Source organism: Desulfosporosinus sp. Tol-M2 (genome assembly GCF_059735615.1).
Genome location: NZ_JCAIJG010000039.1, coordinates 26980 through 46824 on the forward strand (window position 1 = coordinate 26980; position 19845 = coordinate 46824).

The 19845-nt window shown below is 41.7% G+C and carries 16 protein-coding genes; 10 read left to right on the top strand and 6 right to left on the bottom strand.

The window, feature by feature from the left end; translation table 11 throughout:
- The first annotated feature begins 1 nt into the window (after position 1).
- From AC6I5A_RS02460 to AC6I5A_RS02475, 4 genes are all read left to right on the top strand, one after another.
- Complete coding sequence (locus tag AC6I5A_RS02460; RefSeq protein WP_034611331.1) at positions 2 to 685, top strand: response regulator; 684 nt, start codon at positions 2 to 4, stop codon at positions 683 to 685.
- Between the two features lie 190 nt (positions 686 to 875).
- Entirely contained in the window at positions 876 to 2801 is a 1926-nt protein-coding gene (locus AC6I5A_RS02465; RefSeq protein WP_034611333.1) for an APC family permease, read from the top strand.
- Positions 2802 to 2821: 20 nt separating this feature from the next.
- A complete protein-coding gene (locus AC6I5A_RS02470; RefSeq protein ID WP_034611336.1) occupies positions 2822 to 3502 on the top strand; it encodes a PhoH family protein in 681 nt (226 codons plus the stop codon).
- Positions 3503 to 3545: 43 nt separating this feature from the next.
- The gene (locus AC6I5A_RS02475; protein WP_034611338.1) at positions 3546 to 7355 is read left to right on the top strand and encodes a phosphoribosylformylglycinamidine synthase; all 3810 of its coding nucleotides are present in this window, start codon (positions 3546 to 3548) and stop codon (positions 7353 to 7355) included.
- Between the two features lie 206 nt (positions 7356 to 7561).
- Here AC6I5A_RS02475 and AC6I5A_RS02480 read toward each other — a convergent pair whose 3' ends face one another.
- The 4 genes from AC6I5A_RS02480 to AC6I5A_RS02495 all read right to left on the bottom strand — a co-directional run bounded on the left by AC6I5A_RS02480 (position 7562) and on the right by AC6I5A_RS02495 (position 9384).
- Positions 7562 to 7684: a hypothetical protein gene (locus tag AC6I5A_RS02480; protein WP_497900440.1), complete on the bottom strand. Its 123-nt coding sequence runs from the start codon at positions 7682 to 7684 to the stop codon at positions 7562 to 7564.
- A 78-nt stretch (positions 7685 to 7762) separates the two neighbouring features.
- Complete coding sequence (locus AC6I5A_RS02485; protein ID WP_497900441.1) at positions 7763 to 8350, bottom strand: NUDIX domain-containing protein; 588 nt, start codon at positions 8348 to 8350, stop codon at positions 7763 to 7765.
- 11 nt (positions 8351 to 8361) lie between these two features.
- Positions 8362 to 8625 carry a DUF3231 family protein gene (locus AC6I5A_RS02490; RefSeq protein ID WP_497900442.1) on the bottom strand — a complete coding sequence of 88 codons (264 nt, stop codon included), beginning with the start codon at positions 8623 to 8625 and terminating at the stop codon, positions 8362 to 8364.
- Positions 8626 to 9147: 522 nt separating this feature from the next.
- Entirely contained in the window at positions 9148 to 9384 is a 237-nt protein-coding gene (locus AC6I5A_RS02495; protein WP_034611343.1) for a DUF378 domain-containing protein, read from the bottom strand.
- 234 nt (positions 9385 to 9618) lie between these two features.
- On the opposite strand from AC6I5A_RS02495, the gene AC6I5A_RS02500 reads away from it, so the two are divergent.
- The 3 genes from AC6I5A_RS02500 to AC6I5A_RS02510 all read left to right on the top strand — a co-directional run bounded on the left by AC6I5A_RS02500 (position 9619) and on the right by AC6I5A_RS02510 (position 12214).
- On the top strand, positions 9619 to 9960 hold the full coding sequence (locus tag AC6I5A_RS02500) for a cupin domain-containing protein (protein WP_034611344.1): 342 nt from the start codon (positions 9619 to 9621) through the stop codon (positions 9958 to 9960).
- The gene (locus AC6I5A_RS02505) at positions 9957 to 10547 is read left to right on the top strand and encodes a hypothetical protein (RefSeq protein WP_034611345.1); all 591 of its coding nucleotides are present in this window, start codon (positions 9957 to 9959) and stop codon (positions 10545 to 10547) included. Before AC6I5A_RS02500 ends, AC6I5A_RS02505 begins: the two co-directional genes overlap by 4 nt.
- Positions 10548 to 11002: 455 nt before the next feature.
- Positions 11003 to 12214, top strand: a complete 1212-nt coding sequence (locus tag AC6I5A_RS02510) for a PatB family C-S lyase (RefSeq protein WP_052167840.1) — start codon at positions 11003 to 11005, stop codon at positions 12212 to 12214.
- A 13-nt stretch (positions 12215 to 12227) separates the two neighbouring features.
- On the opposite strand, the gene AC6I5A_RS02515 is transcribed toward AC6I5A_RS02510, so the two are convergent.
- Complete coding sequence (locus AC6I5A_RS02515; RefSeq protein WP_034611347.1) at positions 12228 to 13499, bottom strand: hypothetical protein; 1272 nt, start codon at positions 13497 to 13499, stop codon at positions 12228 to 12230.
- 40 nt (positions 13500 to 13539) lie between these two features.
- Positions 13540 to 14505, bottom strand: a complete 966-nt coding sequence (locus AC6I5A_RS02520) for a phosphodiester glycosidase family protein (RefSeq protein ID WP_034611349.1) — start codon at positions 14503 to 14505, stop codon at positions 13540 to 13542.
- A gap of 472 nt (positions 14506 to 14977) precedes the next feature.
- On the opposite strand from AC6I5A_RS02520, the gene AC6I5A_RS02525 reads away from it, so the two are divergent.
- From AC6I5A_RS02525 to glgD, 3 genes are read left to right on the top strand one after another with little or no spacing between them, the layout of a single operon-like run.
- On the top strand, positions 14978 to 17452 hold the full coding sequence (locus AC6I5A_RS02525) for a glycogen/starch/alpha-glucan phosphorylase (protein WP_034611350.1): 2475 nt from the start codon (positions 14978 to 14980) through the stop codon (positions 17450 to 17452).
- A 45-nt stretch (positions 17453 to 17497) separates the two neighbouring features.
- A complete protein-coding gene (locus AC6I5A_RS02530) occupies positions 17498 to 18697 on the top strand; it encodes a glucose-1-phosphate adenylyltransferase (protein WP_034611352.1) in 1200 nt (399 codons plus the stop codon).
- Between the two features lie 15 nt (positions 18698 to 18712).
- Entirely contained in the window at positions 18713 to 19834 is a 1122-nt protein-coding gene (gene glgD, locus AC6I5A_RS02535) for a glucose-1-phosphate adenylyltransferase subunit GlgD (RefSeq protein ID WP_034611354.1), read from the top strand.
- The last annotated feature ends 11 nt before the right edge of the window (positions 19835 to 19845 follow it).

The window sequence follows — 19845 nt, forward strand, 5'->3', positions numbered from 1 at the left end:
GATGGAAAACAAAGGGTCAAGGATTTTAATTATTGATGACGAAACACCGATTCGGCGGTTTTTACGTGTTGCCTTAACAAGTAATGGATATGTGGTAAAAGACGTCGGGACAGGCAGTGAAGGTCTGGACGCGGCAGCAATGTTCAGCCCCGATGTAGTTATTCTGGATTTAGGATTACCCGATATCGATGGACTTGAAGTGCTGCGTCAATTTCGGGAATGGACCAAAGTACCCATCATCATCCTTTCAGTCAAAGAACAGGAAAAAGATAAAATTTCTGCTTTAGACTCCGGAGCGGACGACTATGTGACCAAACCCTTTGGGATGGGTGAATTATTAGCCCGCATTCGGGCGGCTATGCGTCATACTGTTGAGGCAGAAGAACAGCCTAATTTGCAATTTGACGATCTGTCTCTGGATTTAGTTCATCGCCGGATCAGCAGGGATAATAAAGAAATCAAGCTAACCTTAACAGAATATGAGATAGTAAAGTACTTAGCGATTAACGCTGGAAAAGTAATTACCCACAAGGCTTTACTGCATACCGTCTGGGGGAAGGCCTATGAGAAAGAAGTACAATATTTGAGAGTTTATATTGGCCAAATCCGGAGAAAGCTGGAACTTGATCCATCCCGCCCAAGGCATATTATTACCGAATCTGGAGTAGGATATCGTTTGCTTTAACAAAATTTTGCTCTCACCTTCCAACGACTAGATAAATGGTTTAAATTGGAGTAGAATCACTATGTTACAAATAAATGAAGAATCCTAAGGAACATTCACTTCTTTCATAATGTCATAATCTTGTAATCTTGTAATCTCATAATGGATCAAACGTCTCAGTATAACTGTGATATTCGAAGGAGTAAGGAAAATGCATTCTTTATCAAAAAAATTACCACACGTTAGTTTGAGTTCCCTAATTTTTGGGAATCCATTGAAGAGCAAAAGCGCCGAAGAGCATAAGGTGGGCGTGCTGGCTAGTATTCCGGTTTTTGGATCTTCAATTATTTCTTCGCAAGGTTATGCTGTGGATGAGATACTCTATGTCCTGGTCGCTCTGGGAGCGGTTGGTTTTGCACAGGCGTCGAAGGTTTCTTTAGGAGTTATCCTCTTACTCGGCAGTATTATGTTAGTCTATCGAAAAGCGATCCAAAAGTATCCGCAGGGAGGCGGCTCTTACACAATTGCCCGGGAGTTTCTGGGCGTTAATTATGGTTTACTGGCAGGAGCCGGTTTGTCTTTAGACTATATTCTAACAGTTGCCGTCAGTGTCAGTTCCGCTGTTGAAAACATCACCGGCGTAATACCCTGGGTGGCGACAACCCCGAATCATAAAATAGGGGTCATCATTGGGATTATTATATTTATGACGATTGTCAATTTAAGAGGTTTAAAGGAATCTGCCGCTCTCTTTTCCTTACCTGTTTATTTCTATCTATTCAGTGTTTTAACTCTGGTGGGTATTGGGGTTTATAAAACTTTAGTGTTCGGAGTTGACCCAGCGCTGGTCACCCATCCTATGGCAATTACCGGCAATGGACTGACATTATTTATATTTCTTCGAGCATTGGCAGGAGGAACGACGGCCTTAACCGGGATCGAAGCGATTAGTAATGGTGTTGCAGCTTATAAGGTGCCAGCTCAAAAAAGAGCAATTAGCACCCTTTTTATCCTTGGAGTCATTGTAACAGTTGGCTTAAGCGGGCTTGCATTTTTAGCTAGTAATTATCACACTGTTCCTACGCCTCAAAATACCGTTCTGAATCAGTTAGGGCTGATTATCTACGGTCAGACCTTTATGTATTATATTTTAATGGTTTGTTCCGCCGTGATCTTGGTAATTGCAGCGAATACTTCATTTGCAGGGTTACCAATTCTCCTTAATTTGATGGCCAGGGATGGTTATATGCCCCGTTACTTTAAAAACCTTGGGGACCGCTTAGTCTATGATAAAGGGATCTGGCTTTTGACGATCATCGGTATCGTGTTAGTGATCATCTTCAAAGGGAATACTCACCTAATGATTCCACTATATGCTGTTGGCGTGCTTATTGGTTTTGCTTTAACCGGGATTGGTCTGGCAAAACATACTTTTGAAGTAAAAGAACGGAATTGGCTTGGCGATATTATTGTTTTTAGTTTTGGAGGGTTCGTGTCCACTGTTATATTTCTGGTCTTTTTAGTCACGAAATTTAGAGAGGGAGCATGGATCGTTGTAATTATTTTGCCAACAATGATGGGCATATTCAAGCATGTGCATACTGTATATCAAAATGAAAAAGATGTAATCCATCCTTCGATTGCAGATATTGCCCTATTTGCGGAACGAATTACTGAAATTAATCAGCGAAGACAATCCAGTAATCTATCCGAATATCGAAATAAGTGTATAGTGCCCGTATTTGATATAAATAGGGTGGTTCTGAAAGCCTTGCTATATGCCGCTGAAGCAACCCCCCTTGTAACGGCAGTTCATATTGCTTCTGATATGGAGAGAGCTGAAAAGCTACGGAAACACTGGAACGAGAGTCATATCGGGATCGAACTTGAAATCATAGAGTCACCGTATCGAGAGGTTGTCAAAGATATAATTCATTATATCGATCAAGCGGAGTCTGATCCGCGCTGGACATCGATCACGGTTGTTATTCCGGAATACGTACCAAATAAATTCTGGCAGAATTTCCTGCATAACCAGACGGGACAATTACTTAAGCTGCTACTATATCTGAGAAAAAATATCTATGTTACGAGCATACCTTATCACCCACCGGCAAATATGCCAAAATTAAAGTAGATGGAGGAGTAGTTTGCAATATGCCACTACCTGAGAATAACTTGTTGTTTGGGTTTGCCCCAAAATTGACCGTTGAACAACTGGAATATGTTAACGCGATATTTGATAATCAATTAGTCATGGTAGACGCTAAAGCAGGAACTGGAAAAACCACCCTGGCAGTGGCTTGCGCTAAGATTTTTCGTAAACCGCTTACCTATATTTTTAATCCGGTCCAAGAATCCTTAATGGGTTTTCGACCCGGTACACAGTCCGAAAAGGAAAGTATCTATCATCAGCCTCTCATAGACGCTCTCCTGGAGATCAATGAGAACCCCGTTCAGTGTGTATATAATGAGGAAGTATTGGCAAACGAAGCACTGCGGAGAAGGGTAACTCTAAAACGAGTGATGGATAACATTTGGTGTTACCCGAAGAGTCCAATATTCCTGAGAGGAACTAATCTCAAAGACATGACCATTATCATCGATGAATGTCAGAATTTTACGATCATGGAATTGCGGACGATATTTACTCGTATCCATGATTCATGTAAGGTCATCTGTATCGGACATTCAGGACAAATTGACATTCCCGTTGCCAAGAGCGGTTTTGTTCCATATATGGAACACTTTAAGGATCAACCGTATTGCAGGATTATTACCTTAACTAAGAACTTCCGTGGGGAATTGGCGAATTGGGCGGACGCATTGAAAGATTAGTCATATATTTAGTATCTAAAAATTCTTACTGGTGGAGGATGGTATGGGATCACAAGAAGTCAAAAGAATATATGTCGAAAAAAAGCCAGGCTATGACATTGAAGCCCAGGGTCTCTATGACGATTTAGTGGAGAGTTTGGGCATTGAAGGATTAGAGGGCTTAAGAGTCATCAACCGTTACGATATATCCGGTATTTCGGATGAGGAGTTTGCTAAGTCTCGTCCGATTATTTTTGCGGAGCCTCCGCTGGACTTAGTGTTTGACGAGGATTTGAAAATTCCGCCTGAGGACCGGGTTTTTGCTATGGAATACCTGCCTGGTCAGTATGATCAGCGGGCTGATTCCGCCGCCCAATGTGTTCAGATTTTAACCCAAAAAGAGCGACCCAATATTGCTTCGGCTAAAGTGATCGTAATTCAGGGTCAACTCTCGGAGGAAGATTTTCAGAGAATTAAGGCTTATTGCATTAACCCTGTCGAAGCACAGGAGGCTTCTCTGGAAAAACCGGAAAGTCTGGAATTTGAACCTGTGATTCCGCCTGATGTGGAAAGTATCGAGCGTTTTATTGAGAAGTCGCCTGTTGAGCTAAAAGCATTTTTCCAAGAAACCGGTTTAGCGATGAGTTATGAGGATTTGGCGTTTTGCCAGGCTTATTTCCGGGATACAGAGCAACGCAATCCGACGCTTACGGAGATCCGGGTAATTGATACTTACTGGTCGGATCATTGTCGCCATACGACGTTTAATACTGTTATCGAAGAGGTTTCTTTTTCGGAAGGGGATTTTGCGCGCCCACTAGCCACTGCTTATCAGGAATACCTCACCTCCAGGAACTATGTTTATGGTGAAAATCCTTCTCAGAGAGATGTCTGTTTGATGGATATCGCTGTTTTAGCTATGAAAGAACTAAAGAAGAGAGGGGTTTTAGCAGACCTCGATCAATCGGAGGAGATCAATGCCTGTAGTATTGTAGTGAATGTCGATATCAGCGGCCAAAATGAAGAGTGGTTGGTGATGTTCAAGAATGAGACCCATAATCATCCTACAGAAATCGAACCGTTTGGAGGAGCGGCAACCTGTTTGGGTGGCGCTATCCGCGACCCTTTGTCCGGTCGCACTTATGTTTACCAGGCTATGCGTTTGACGGGGAGCGGGGACCCCAGGACAAAACTGGAAGATACTCTAGCCGGTAAGCTGCCTCAAAGAAAGATAACCAGGGGTGCGGCGGCGGGATATAGTTCCTACGGTAATCAAATCGGAATTGCCACAGGACAAGTTACGGAAGTCTATCATGAAGGCTTTGTGGCCAAACGGATGGAAATCGGGGCTGTGATTGCGGCAGCTCCCCGTGAAAACGTGATACGCAAAGTCCCTGAACCAGGTGATGTTGTCGTTTTGGTCGGCGGAAGAACAGGCCGGGACGGGTGTGGCGGGGCTACAGGCTCTTCTAAAGAACACACTTGTGAGTCATTACTGACCTGTGGGGCGGAAGTGCAAAAAGGCAATCCTCCCACAGAACGCAAGATCCAAAGACTCTTTCGTAAGGCGAAGGTAAGTAAATTAATTAAACGCTGTAATGATTTTGGCGCAGGAGGCGTCGCCGTTGCCATAGGGGAATTAACTGATGGCTTGGAAATTTACTTGGATACAGTTCCTAAAAAGTATGATGGACTGGACGGAACAGAACTGGCAATTTCTGAATCTCAGGAACGCATGGCCGTGGTAATTTCAGCTGAAGACTTGGAGACGTTTGTCCGCTATGCTCAGGAGGAAAACCTGGAAGCTACTTTAGTGGCCAGGGTTAGTTCTAACCCCAGGCTCAAAATGTTTTGGCGGGGGAAGACGATAGTCGATGTCAGCAGAGAGTTTCTCAATACCAATGGGGTTAAGCAGAAAACGAAGGTCAAGGTGAATCTTCCTAATGCCGATCGTAACTACTTTAAGAGGCTACCGGAAATAATTGAGCGAAAGTTAGCCGTGATTGACGAAGACGTTTCCTTGCTTAAAGAGGCTTGGTTGGTCAATTTAGCAGACTTAAATGTTTGTAGTCAGAAAGGTTTAGTGGAGAGGTTTGACGGCAGCATCGGCAGGGCATCCGTCCTGATGCCGTTGGGTGGTAAATATCAAACGACTCCGGCGGAAGGCATGGTGGCAAAAATTCCGCTGCTGTCGGGGGAAACAAATACTGCGACCATGATGACTTATGGCTATAATCCGCAATTAGCTCTCTGGAGTCCGTTTCACGGTGCCTTATATGCTGTTATTGATGCTGTCACCAAGATTGTGGCTTTGGGTGGGGATTTTCGCCAGGTGCGGCTTACACTACAAGAGTATTTTGAAAAACTGGGGACTGCTCCGGAAAAGTGGGGGAAACCCTTCAGTGCCTTACTCGGGGCGTTTTATGCTCAGAAAAAACTGGGTATCCCGGCCATTGGCGGCAAAGACAGTATGTCCGGTACCTTTATGGATTTGAATGTTCCGCCAACGTTGGTGGCCTTTGCAGTCAATGTTATCCATACAGATAAGGTTATATCCCAAGAGTTTAAAAGAATTGGCAGTCAAGTTGTCTTGGTATCGGCTGAGCGGGATGAACATGAAGTCCCTAATTTTGAGCAGCTGATCAAAAATTATCTCAGGATTAACGAGTTGATTCATTCCGGGAGAGTCTTGGCAACGCATACCGTGAGGATGGGCGGACTGGCCGCTGCTCTCAGCAAAATGTCTTTTGGCAATCGAATCGGGATAGCTATAAACGCTCAGATGGATATGAAGAGTTTGTTTACTGCGGACTACGGTTCAATTGTCTTGGAAATCGCTGAAGCAGTAAATTTAAAAGATATTTTTGGTGGGGTAGAGTATCAACTGCTGGGTTTTACGCAGGAAAAATCTGTGATTACGGTTAATGGATTAGATATTGAGTTGGATGTTGCTTTACCAGCCTGGGAAAAACCACTCGAAAAAATCTTCCCTACTCAGACGGAAAAGGTTGCCGAGCCGGTCGTGGTCAGTTATGATTTTCGCAATACTCATATACCGTCCACTAAAGTTGCCAAGCCGAGAATCTTTATTCCCGTTTTTCCTGGGACCAATTGCGAATACGATTCCGCAATAGCCTTTGAGCAAGCTGGAGGCTTAGTTGAAACTTTGGTGATCAGAAATCTCAATGCTGTTGACGTGGAACAATCCATCTTAGAGATGGTTAAAAAGATCGGTCAGTCTCAAATTGTGATGATCCCGGGCGGTTTCAGTGCTGGGGATGAACCGGACGGTTCTGGCAAATTTATAGCTACCATGTTCAGAAATCCAAGGATTAAAGAAGCGGTGTTGGAACTATTACAAGAACGTGACGGCTTAATGCTCGGGATTTGCAATGGATTTCAAGCCTTAATTAAACTGGGCCTCGTACCTTACGGCGAAATCAGGGATATAACCGAGGATTCTCCGACTCTTACGTATAACAAAATAGGGCGTCACGTTTCCTGCATGGTTCAAACGAAAGTTGTTTCCACCCTCTCCCCTTGGTTTAGTGGGGTTGAACTCGGTGAAGTTCATACCGTGCCTATCTCCCACGGCGAAGGACGTTTCGTTGCTTCTCACGAAGTAATCCGGACGTTGATTTCTAATGGACAAATTGCTACCCAATATGTCGATTTCCATGGTAACCCCAGTAATGATATTATCTATACTCCGAATGGTTCTTACGAAGCAATTGAAGGAATTACCAGCCCGGATGGACGTATTCTCGGTAAGATGGCCCATTCCGAAAGAACCGGCAGGGGAGTAGCGATTAATGTCCCGGGGAATAAGTACCAACCCATTTTCACCGGGGGAGTAAATTACTTCAGGGGATAAGTAATAAAGTATAAGAAAGAAGAGAGAATTAAATGAGAGTCTGGAACGGAACAATGAGCAGCTCCAACCGGGCAACGGCGATAGGGGTGAGCAAAAGTCAAATCAACCTGAAATGGACGGCGGTAAGCGGGGCAACAAAAATAAAAAAGGAGAGCGTTAAGCCCTCCGCCTCGTTCGTTTCAATAAGATTTAGATGGTAACTGATATTAATACCATCCGTAAGGATATGGTGCATAGGCATAGGGATATGCGGATGGGTAATAGCGAGGTCTCGCTACCGTAGCTCCTAAACCAAAACCCAGAGCAAAGGGAAGAAATCCAAAAAACATAAGATCAACTCCTTCTGTATTTGATGCACCATAATATGGAAAACACGCACGACTTGTGAATAAATTCGATACGTGTGATTAAAGTATCAATCCCTTATTAACAAGATCATCCAATACTCGAACATCTGTAGGAAATGCAAGCACTATGTTTTGTTCTTTGATCTCTGCAGTTGAAAAGAAATCCAATGCTTCGATATCATCCCCCGGAGCTATATTTCCTTGATATTCTTCTACTAAAAACCATATTCCCACAGTGTGTTGGGCTGGATTATGGAAATTTGAATGTATATCAAACACTATGCTTAATTTGATGTCCAGATTTGTTTCTTCTTTAATTTCTCTAATCAAGGCTTCTCTGGCATCCTCGTAATATTCCGCATACCCGCAGGGAATACACCACATATCACTGTAGCTAGCGTTTCTCCTTCCCAGAAGAATCTTTTTATCACGAATAATTATGGCAGCAACTCCTACAGCAGGATTCTGATAGAATATTCTATTGCAATCTACGCATTTCGGTCTGCTAAGCGGAAATGTCTCTTCTAAGGATAGTTTGCCACCACAATGGGGGCAAAACTTGTACCGCAGATTGTTTTCAGATAACTTTAACCCTTCTGAACTCAGATTTCCCACCTTCTCTTTTACAAGATATAGAATTCTGCGCACTTATCCTATATTCATTTGTCGGTACCTTCAAGAGTTAAATTTGGATGAGCCACCAAAAAGAGAGGTTTAATCAAAGCCGCCCGAATCTTCGGGTCCTGTGCCTTGGTGACAAAGTACTGAAGTTGGCATTTTGATGTAGCATTATATAAATATGTTTCCCAGAGACTGCCAATCTCAGATGCAGAAAGCCTTTCATCATGGGGACCATCTATTATAGCGTTGAAAGGGATAGGTTGTTCAGTTGCGTTTTCTGTTACTAATTGAACGTTTTCCATTTTAACCTCCATAAAATTTTTATTTTCATTGTAATTGGCTCGGACTTTCACGATCAGCAGCTTGCGGAATAGTTCCCAGTCAACCACTTTGAAGCATAAGATCAAAAGTATCTTTCGTCCAGCAAAATTATAGAATTTTTCTTCAAGGATACCGAATCTATTAATGTATCTTGACCCCCGAATGGGTCAATTATTCTTAATCAATGTCATCGGATTTCGTCCCATGCCATTAACGGGTTTAATGCTGTGAGGCAAGGAACTGAAACATTAGACTAATCATGGAAAACTAAGCTTAAATTATTCTTCATGATTTCCATTACGATGAAGAGATTTAAATATTTAGCAATTCGAATCAAACTTGCTTCCCACGCTGTAAGACTAAGCTCAACGAGTTTGGAGAAATTGGATCGATTCTGGATAGAGATTTCAATTAAGTAACTTTAAGTATGGTATAGTAGAATAAAAATGCGTCTATCGGCTTTGGACCGTTAGGCGCATTCCTAATGATAAAATAAAACGAAATTAATGATCTGCTAGTTTATCAGTCTTAACTGCAGTGTCCCTAAAAAGAAAAGAGATAGAATAAAGACCTGCAAGGCCAACCAGTGCATAAATTAACCTGCTTAATATAGATGAATTTCTAAATGTGTCTCCTCCAAAAATAGCAGTTACAAGGTCCCATTGAAAGACACCGACCAACAACCAATTTAGGGCTCCGACAATTACAAGTATTAAAGCAGTTTTTGATAACCAATCCATTATATAGCCTCCTTATTGTATTTTATTCTATTATTTACTGAAATATCCGACTTTATACATTATTGTCAGCAGAATATGTTCTCACGGCACTATCGGAGTTTGGATCAGGAAAATTGCCAATTGTTTGTGTCTTTTATTTTAGAAGAAGTCGAAGAGGTGATGAAAGAGATATCAAATAATCGATAATTTCTCTTTTCAAATAATCAAAAAACTAAAGGATGGAGGGCCATATTGATGAAACAAGTTTATAAAGCATCAGAATACGACTATCTAAATGTACTTGAGGGTATTAAACGCAAAACCCTTGTTTTTGGAAGCAACAGTTTAATGACCGAATTCAGGTTGGAAAAAGGGAAAAACCTCCCTCTACATAGACATTCCAATGAACAGACGGGCTACCTGATTTCGGGACATATAATCTTAAACATTGACGGGCAAAATTTTGAAATGCATGCTGGAGATAGTTGGTGTATACCAGGAGATACTGAGCATGGTGCTGAAATTATTGAAAATTCCATTGCGATTGAAGTATTTTGTCCGGTCAGGGAAGATTATTTACTGGGGAGGTCGCTATGATATTTTTCCGTAATTTTACTACCCCGCTCCGGGGGATATTTGCCGGCAATCTGCTGCTTTTGTTTTGCAGTTTGTTTTATCTAATCTGGTGGGCTATTTCCTTTCGGCAAAATTCATCCGGTGGGTTGGCAGGCATGTTGGCTGGCGTGTTCTGCATCACAGCCGCTTTTATTTCAGGAATTGCCGCGATTGTTCTGATGTCAGGCGGCATTTACTCGCTTTCTCAGGATTCAAAAAGTTCGCCGGTGAGGTTTATTTTGCTGGGCGGTGCCGTTTTATTTCTCGTGCTGCTTCTGGTCACAGTCATCGCATTTCACCGGATAGTGACATTGGAACTGCTAATCATACATATCTGGGCGGCGTTGGAGTTGTCCGTGGTTTCTGTACTGTACGGCATAGGGCGCTTTGGCTTGGGACGTGCGGTGATATTGGCGGCTCTTGTGGCAATCGCCACCGTTGTCGCTTTGATCTGCTACGTGCTTTATTACCGTCTAAACGGTACGGCAAGTTACTTGGATGGCATGGTCCCGTTGATGGTGGATGCATTTATAATGGCCTTGTTCCTGGGAGTGTTGGCGGTTTCATAAGAAGCGAATATCAAACACGGGGTTAAGAAGGGTATATAGAAAACTTAGAATAATGTTTTGCGCTTCTGGTAACAATAGCCATAGGAAAAATAGGAGGAATGCTCAATGGAAGCTGGGGTAAGGAATAAGCTATATGGGGTTATTGAAGAGATCCAGGCAGATGATCTTATGGCCTTGGTCAAAATTAGTGTTGAAGGTTGAAGCAATGCACCGGAAGTCGCGTCCGTGATGACGCGGGAAAGTCTCGAAGACGTTGGGTTTAAAAAAGGAGATACCGTAGAAGCTCTAATAAAAGCGATTAATGTTGTATTTGTCAAACACTAATTAAGAGCAAAACAATGATAGCCCCCCGATCCCGGGGGGCTATCATTGACTTATCCTTCTAATGGCTTATCATGTAGGAGTAACCATTAAATCCAGGGATAGTATCTGATTGATTAACGGATAAGGTAAGGATGAAAGCCGTGCAAAAAGCTGTGCAAATAGAACCTAAAAACTATGATTTCGACAAGATTATCGATCGGTATCATACGAGCTGTCTAAAGTGGGATTTTAATCAACGAACGTTCGGCCGCGAGGATATTTTACCGATGTGGGTCGCGGATATGGACTTTCCGGCTCCGGAAGCCGTGGTTGAGGCACTCGTGAACCGAGCGAAACATGGGATATATGGTTATTCTGATGGAATGGAAGGTTATTACGGAGTACTTATCGACTGGATGAAAGAGCGCCATGGTTGGGAGATCCAAAGAGACTGGATCTCTTTTAGCCCTGGAATTGTTCCTGCCTTAAATGAATTGGTGCGGAGTTTAACCAAGGCTGGGGATAAGATCCTGGTACAGTTTCCGGTTTATCCGCCTTTTTTTCAAGCCGTAAAGAACCATGGTCGTGAGCTTGTCGGCAGCCAACTGATCCTGGAAAAAGGTCGCTATACTATGGATTTTGCGGACTTAGAGGAGAAATTCTTCTCTGGGATCAAGATAATGATTCTTTGCAATCCGCACAATCCCGTTGGGCGGGTATGGGAACGGGTTGAACTTGAACGCTTAGGGCAGCTTTGCTTAACCCATGGGGTCCTAGTCATCTCGGATGAAATTCACAGTGATCTTATTTATAAGGGTTACCGTCATATTCCCTTTGCGTCTCTATCCCCGGAATCAGCTCTGCAATCAATTGTTTGTACTGCCCCGAGTAAGACGTTTAATTTAGCCGGTTTACAAACTTCAAATTTGATCATTCCTAATGCCAAATATCGACTCGCCTTTCGAGCGTCGCTTAACTTAACCGGGATTCATTACCCGAATGTGTTTGGCATGACGGCTATGGAAGCGGCCTACCGGCATGGCAGAGACTGGTTGGATCAATTATTGGACTACTTGTCGGGAAACTTGAGATTTCTAAACTCGTTTCTTGATCGGGAACTGCCTCAAATTACGGCAATTCAGCCCGAAGGAACCTATCTCGTCTGGCTTGATTTTAGTGCTTTAGGAATGAACCCAAAAGCCTTACAGAATTTTTTGGTTCATGAGGCGGGTGTAGGTTTAAGCCCAGGCTATCTATTTGGACCGGGCGGAGAAGGCTTTGCAAGACTGAATATAGCTTGTGCCCGTTCTGTGCTCGAAGAAGGGTTACAACGCATCAAAACAGCAGTCAAGGGATTGGAGTAAGTTCAGCCTCTCTTTATTTAAGTGGTTGTAATTCCGCCAGAGTGGAAGTTTCTTGCTGGTTTAATTGAATAAGCTCTGCGCCGTCAATAGAGATATAATTTTCTTCTCCATCGAATTTTATTTCTTTCATTTGCCCGTCTGTGACGATATAAGCAATTTGATGATCATAGACAACTACTTGGCCTTTTGAACCGATGAGCATACGAACATTCTTGAAGGGAATTAAGCCTTCCCACTCAGTTTTCAGAGAAGGGTTATCCGTTAAATCTGAGCGGTCCGAAGTAGTTTTTATCTTTACGAGTTCATCATTTTGGACTTCACCAATATAGACCTTTCCCGCTCTGATTCCCAAGATCCTGTCGTTTGAATTTTTAGAGATGACCCAGCGCTTAGAACCCTTTAAGGCGATAACCTGATGGTTTTTACCAATTTTACTATTAATAAAAAGTGTTCCATAGCGATCTGAGGCAGCCATATTATCAATAGTCTCTCCGGATTTATTCAGTGTACTTACGTCTTTCATGACATCTATTTCTATTAGCTGTTGAGAGGCTGGGCTTTTCACTGTGAGATAGATTAAATTAGTAGATGTAGAGAAAACCAATTGTTCAATTTTTCCGCCTTTTGGTAATTTGTCAATCGTTCGATTAAAACGATCATCTGGAAGGGTCTCATTATCATTACTTTCGGGTAATTCAAGTGAATACAATTCCATAATTTGTGGATTTCCATACCGTTTTTCGATCCGAGGCTCTACAGGAACCACTGGAACTACTTTCGGTTCTACATTCGGTTTAACCGTTGGTCCTGTCTTATCGTTTTTTTGGTTGGGGTCTTCTGTATTTGGTTGATTAGGAGTCGGTTTCTGGGTTGGGGTCTGGACTGTAGTTTTAGGGTATATGGTGACGGTCGTTACTTCATTTGGATTTTTCTTGGCATAAAAATAGAGTAAGGTATTTCTGTCGGGCAGCCATTGGTACGCAATAACCCCTAATGTCTTGTCAGTAGTAGAAGGTGACTTTTTTTCAAAAACTTGCTTACCTTGGATGAGGTTGAAGATTTTAAGTGTACCATTCTCTGTATAGGCTAAATAATCCTTGGCGTAGGATATTTGAATGTTTGTAAGGTCAGCGCCAGGAATAGTGGCCTTGAGTTTAACAGTAATTGGTGGCTCTTCTGATGGGGATATAACTTCTTTAACTTTGTTGTTCAAAAAGAAGTACGCTCCACCTTGCAAGAACAGGGAAACTAAGGTCCAAACTAAAATGATACGCAGTTTTCTCATGCGTAATTGCTCCTTTTTAGCATTAATTACTATATAATTTTCAAGGCGTAACAACAAAGGCCGTAGGAATATAGCGTTCACCAAAAATATTCCAAAGACGATTCAGGACTTTGCCGTTATAGACGAGTTCAGAGGAAGAACCACCATCGAGATTGACAGCGTTCACTGCATGATAATCTTCAAAGACCCGCATGAGGCCACGTAAATCCGCGCCAAGACTCCACGTGGGCTGACGTCCATCTATGACAACAAAGATAACGGTTCCATCCGCCATTTGTCCAATGCCGGTTCGGGGGGCGATACCCCAGCCACCGTCTCCTTGAATCATAGATTTACCTTCGACAATAAGATTAGGTTCAAAGGTAACGACCTCGCGCATGTTTTTCTCAACTAGTTGATTGGCTGTCATTTTACCGAGGACTAATTTACCTTGATCATTAAACCCAACAATGTTGACTGCCTTGTCTCCGACATTGTTGTGGACCAGTTGTCCCTCATGCATGGTTAAACCGTCTGGGAACGCTCCGTTTCCTTTACCGTCCGGGTCATAGAAACCGCCGGCATTTATTCCGGCAATAGCCCCCATATTTTTAACCAAATCGCTGACACGTTCTCCTGTAACCCCAAGTTCTCTGGTAACAGATAATTTAATTCGTTTGGGGTCTTTAATCAGCATGACCTTACCCTTGAAGCTTGAGCCCTTGATATCTTCAATTGTGATTCCCGTACTCGGATCAGAAATTACTTTGGTACGATCGATTACTTCGCTGACGCTTATCCCTCGATAATTATTGAGGTTCATAATCCTATCTATTTCAGCTTGGGATAGAAAAGCCTGCACAACCTGGGGATGTCGTGAAGTGGCAACCGAGCCAACAGCCATTACTTTGAGGGACTCGAAGGGTCCCCAGAACAGCACAAAGGGACATAGTATTGCAGCAAAAATAAGATTATAGCCAATAAAGACTAGAATCATCTTAAATCGGATAGTGCGCTTTGTTTTCATATAACTATTTTTCTCCTTCTTAAGTTATGAGCGTATATGTTTTTCAGGAATATGCGACTCTAAACCTTAAGATATGCTGCTTTAATATGTGAATTTAAGAATATCAACATTTTTCAATAACTCCGCATAAGTATAACAAAACTACCAAACTCTATCAAGGAAAGTAATGTTATTTCGGAATTGATTTAAGGCAGCATTATTTGGAAAATCAAGATTAAAATCTTAGTTTTGAAATAATTTGAAATAAGATTATTAATTACTAATATTTTATGAAGGTATAAAGCATTGGATTAGAGAATAGTTTATCCATTGGGGATTCAAACGAAGTAAAGTGGGTGCTATGATTAAATGGACAATAAGTGTTTTCTTGGCTGCATGATCAAACTTTTTCTTTGACACTTAACGTTGCTCTCTTAGAAGTAGTTTTCTTAAAACCAAAGGTTGAATCGTTAGGTATTGGAGGAACTAAAGTATGTTTTTAGATAAAGAAAATTTTAAGCAGGCCTATTTGAGGGAGTTGTTTGAGGGGGAAGGGGTTGCCCCGGATCAAGCAAGCCCATGGGATAAATTTAATGCCTTAGTCGTATTACTGAAAGAAAGAATGCGTTATTACCGAGCCATAAACAGAAAGTCTGTGTCCCAAGGGAAACATGTTTTTTATTTTTCGATGGAGTTTCTGATTGGTAAGCTGCTGCATAATTATCTGGTCAATTTCCAAATAGAGGATCTCGTCAGGGAAGGTTTGGCAGAGTTGAATATCAATCTAGATGATTTATACGAACAAGAAGTAGATCCGGGCTTGGGTAATGGCGGTTTAGGAAGATTGGCAGCATGTTTCCTCGATTCAATGGCTTTCTTAGGAATTGCGGGATATGGTAATGGGATTCGTTATAAGTATGGGTTGTTTGAACAAAAAATCGTGGACGGCAAGCAGGTCGAAGTAGCGGACAATTGGCTGAAAAATGGTTATCCTTGGGAAATAAGAAAGCCAGATAAGGCAGTTGTTGTAAAATTTAAAGGGTCGGTGAGAACAGAGCAAAGAGAGGGAAAATTATTATTTATCCACGAGAACTATGAAGCGGTGCTGGCCGTACCTTATGATGTCCCTATTATGAGCTATGATAATTTTATGTATATTAATAATCTAAGGTTATGGAGTGCCGAAACGGTCACTTGCGAACTGGATTTAGACAGTTTCAATCGTGGGGAGTTTAAGCAGGCTTCAGGCAATAAATCTGAGGTTGAGGCGATTTCCTATATTCTTTATCCTGACGATAGCAGCCCTGCCGGAAGAGAGTTAAGACTTAAACAGGAATACTTTTTTGTTGCTGCCGGGTTAGGGTCTATCGTATTGAGTTACAAAAAAGGGAATGATACAGATTCGTTGCATAACTTCTCGCGATTAGTTTCAGTTCATATCAATGATACTCATCCAGTTTTGTGTATCCCTGAGCTGATGCGCATCTTAATTGATGAAGAAGGAATGGGATGGGATGAGGCCTGGAATATCACAGTGAATACCATATCCTTTACAAACCATACCATCATGTCTGAAGCCATGGAAAAATGGCCGATTGATTTAGTCAAGAGTCTTTTACCCAGGATTTACCAGATTATTGAGGAAATAGATCGAAGATTTAAGGAAGATCTAAGAGTACGATTATTGGATGATGAGGAGGGGATTCGCAACACAGAGAGTTGGGAAGTGATTCGCAACACTCAGATTATCAAAGATGGGTATGTCTGGATGGCCCATTTGGCGATTATCGGGAGCTCATCAGTGAATGGGGTTGCGCAATTACACACTAAAATCCTTAAGGATGAGGTCTTTAAAGATTATTATCGTATTTTTGGTTATAAATTTAATAATAAAACAAATGGTGTTAATCACAGGAGATTTCTGTTAGCCGCAAACCCTAAACTTGCGGATCTGATCACCGAGGCGATAGGACCATCCTGGAAGGAAGAGGCGGGAAAGCTAAAAAAACTCCAAGCATACAAGGACGATCACAGTTTTCTGGAACAACTCGCGAAAGTAAAGTACGAAAACAAATGCCGCTTTGCCGAGAGGGTTAAGGCAAAACAGGGTCTGATCCTTGATCCTTTGTCCATCTTTGATGTTCAAGTGAAGAGAATCCATGCCTATAAGAGGCAATTGCTTAATGTGCTGAAGATCATGCATTTATATAATAAGGCAATCAACGACCCGGAGTCATTGACAGGTTCCCATACCTTTATCTTCGGGGGAAAAGCGGCGCCAGGTTATCGTTATGCAAAAGTCGTGATTAAGCTGATTCATGCTTTAAGTCAGAAAATAGAGCATGATCCTAAGGTTAGCCAAAAACTAAAGGTCGTATTTATTGAGAATTTTAATGTGTCCCAGGGAGAGTTGATTTATCCGGCAGCAAACATCAGTGAACAGATATCTACCGCCAGTAAAGAGGCTTCGGGGACCGGAAATATGAAATTCATGATGAATGGTGCCCTAACCTTGGGAACCTTAGATGGAGCCAATGTCGAAATTAAGGAGGCGGTGAGTGAGGATAATATCTTCATCTTTGGGCTTACAGCCAAACAAGTTCTGAACTACACTCAAAATGGGGGGTATAAATCATGGGATGAATACCATACCAACTCCGATATTCAAACGTGTGTGGATCAATTAATCAGTGGATTTTTCGATAATATGGGGGAAGAGTTCAAAGTTTTATTCGATTCCCTGATGCTCTATAACGATGAATTCTTCGTTTTAAAAGATTTTCATTCTTACCTTGAAATGTATGACAAGCTTCAAAAACTTTATCTGAATCAAAAAGAATGGAACAGGATTTCCTTAATCAATATCGCCAATTCAGGAAGATTCTCAAGTGACAGGACAATTAGAGAATATGCCGATTGGATCTGGAAAATCAGATACCGGACCATTAATAATATTATTCCTTGTTAAATGGTTGGAAGACAGGTTTAATATTTGTGAGGAAGGTGAACTAAGTTGAAAAAGCAGGAATGTGTGGCACTGCTTTTAGCAGGCGGACAAGGAAGCCGATTGGGTGGCCTAACTCGAAATCGTGCTAAACCGGCAGTTTCCTTTTGTGGTAAGTATAGAATCATCGACTTTAGTTTGAGTAATTGCACAAATTCTAACATTCACACGGTCGGTATTCTTATCCAATATAAGCCTTTTCTACTTAATTCATATATCCGTTTAGGTTCGGCTTGGGATTTAAATAATCCTTTTGGTGGGGTTCATGTTCTTCCCCCTTTTCTTGGGGATGCGGAAGGAAGTTGGTATAACGGTACAGCGAATGCCGTATACCAAAATTATGAATTTATTGATTTTTATAATCCAGAGTATGTGATTATTCTCTCAGGGGATCATGTCTATAAAATGGATTATTCCCTTATGTTAAAATTTCATAAAGAAAAAAATTCGGAAATAACCCTGGCAACGATTGAAGTTCCTTGGGAAGAAGCTTCTCGGTTTGGTATCCTAACCGTTGATGGGGATGCAAGAATTACCAAGTTTACAGAAAAACCAGCTCAACCGGATAGTAATCTTGCTTCCATGGGAGTCTATATTTTTAATTGGTCTACCCTTAAGCAAGCCTTGGTTGAAGATAATAGAGATTATCAGTCTGAAAACGACTTTGGTAAAAATATCATTCCACAGCAAGTTAAACAAGCCAAACGAGTCTATGCCTACAATTTTCATGGTTATTGGCGAGATGTCGGTACAATCGAAAGCTATTATCAGGCCAATATGGAGTCCTTAAGAGAGGACCGCTTCCTTAATATTTTTGATCGAGAGGTCCGAATATTTTCGAATGAAGATATTTTACCCCCCCACTTTGTGGGATCTGCAGCAGAAATAGAAAACAGTCTTATTTGTAATGGGTGTATTGTTCAGGGTAAGGTGGCGAATTCGATCCTGGCGCCAGGAGTATATGTGGGAAAAGATGTAGAAATTATGGATTCAATTTTGTTGCCTTATGCAAAGGTTCAAAATGGATCCGTCATTCATAAGACAATTGTTGGAGAAAATGCAGAAATTATGAGTCATTGCCAGGTTGGTGTTGCGGGGAAAAATATACCTGATCAAGAAGGCATCACGGTTATTGAGGACAATTATATAGTTCCTGAAGATTCTGTGATCGAAGAGGGTAGGAATATTGGCAGGATTCGGGCGATTTGAAAGGCGGGAGCAATAATGGCGAACAATGCAGGGATTGTTTATGCGAATAGCTCAACGGACAATTTACAAGGACTTACCCTGAAAAGGCCAATAGCTGCAGTACCCTTTGGAGGAAGATATCGGATCCTCGATTTCGCGTTATCCAGCATGGTTAACTCAGGGATTAAGACGATTGGAGTGGTTACGCCATACCATTGTAGACCGCTTCTCGATCATTTGGGAGCCGGTAAAGTCTGGTTTCTGGATAGGAAAAATGGCGGGTTGTTTATTTTGCCTGGAGACATCCATGGCTTGTTGGAAAACAATCATACGTTTTGTGTTAAGGATTTACAAAAAAATATCGAGTTTTTGCAGAAGGATTTTGCAGAAAATGTGATCATCTGCAGCGGTGATCAAATATTTAATATAAATTTTCAGAATGCGCTGGAATTTCATAATGACATGCATGCCGATGTGACCTTGATTTATCAAGAGGGTGCTAACTTGGGCGATCTGATCCAGGAGAGGTTTCTTGAGATGGATGAGAATCAAAAAGTTTCTAAGATTATTGACCAAAAGGATCATGCAGGGGCAGAGCCCGGTCACCCTTATTTTGTAAATATATTAATAATTCGGCGCGAGATTTTATTGGATATTGTTGAGAAGTATAGTTTCATTGGGTGTATTGACTTACTGGATATTTTTACTTCAAATCTGGAAGTCCTCAAAATCTACGGTAGTCCAACTTGTTCCTTGATTGGGACGATTCGCACGCTTAAGGATTATTTTCAGAGAAGTATGGATCTTCTGAACCTGGAAGTTCGGAGAAAATTATGGTCGGGAGCGGACAAGATCCATACCAAGATCAAGGACAACCCCCCTGCTCAATACACTTCCCACGCCAAAGTCAGCAACTCATTGATCGCCAGTGGGTGCTCTATCTCAGGAGAAGTTGTCAACTCGATTGTTTTTCGAGATGTGATTATTGAGCAAGGGTGTATAATCAGAAATAGCATAATCATGCCGAAATGTTATATTCATGCCCATGCTCAAACAGACTATGCTATTCTCGATAAATCGGTCAAGGTTAACACAGAAAATGTCTTGAAAGGGAGTTTTAATAATCCTTTGGTTGTCCTCAAAAGAACAGTGATCTAGACTTTGAAAGG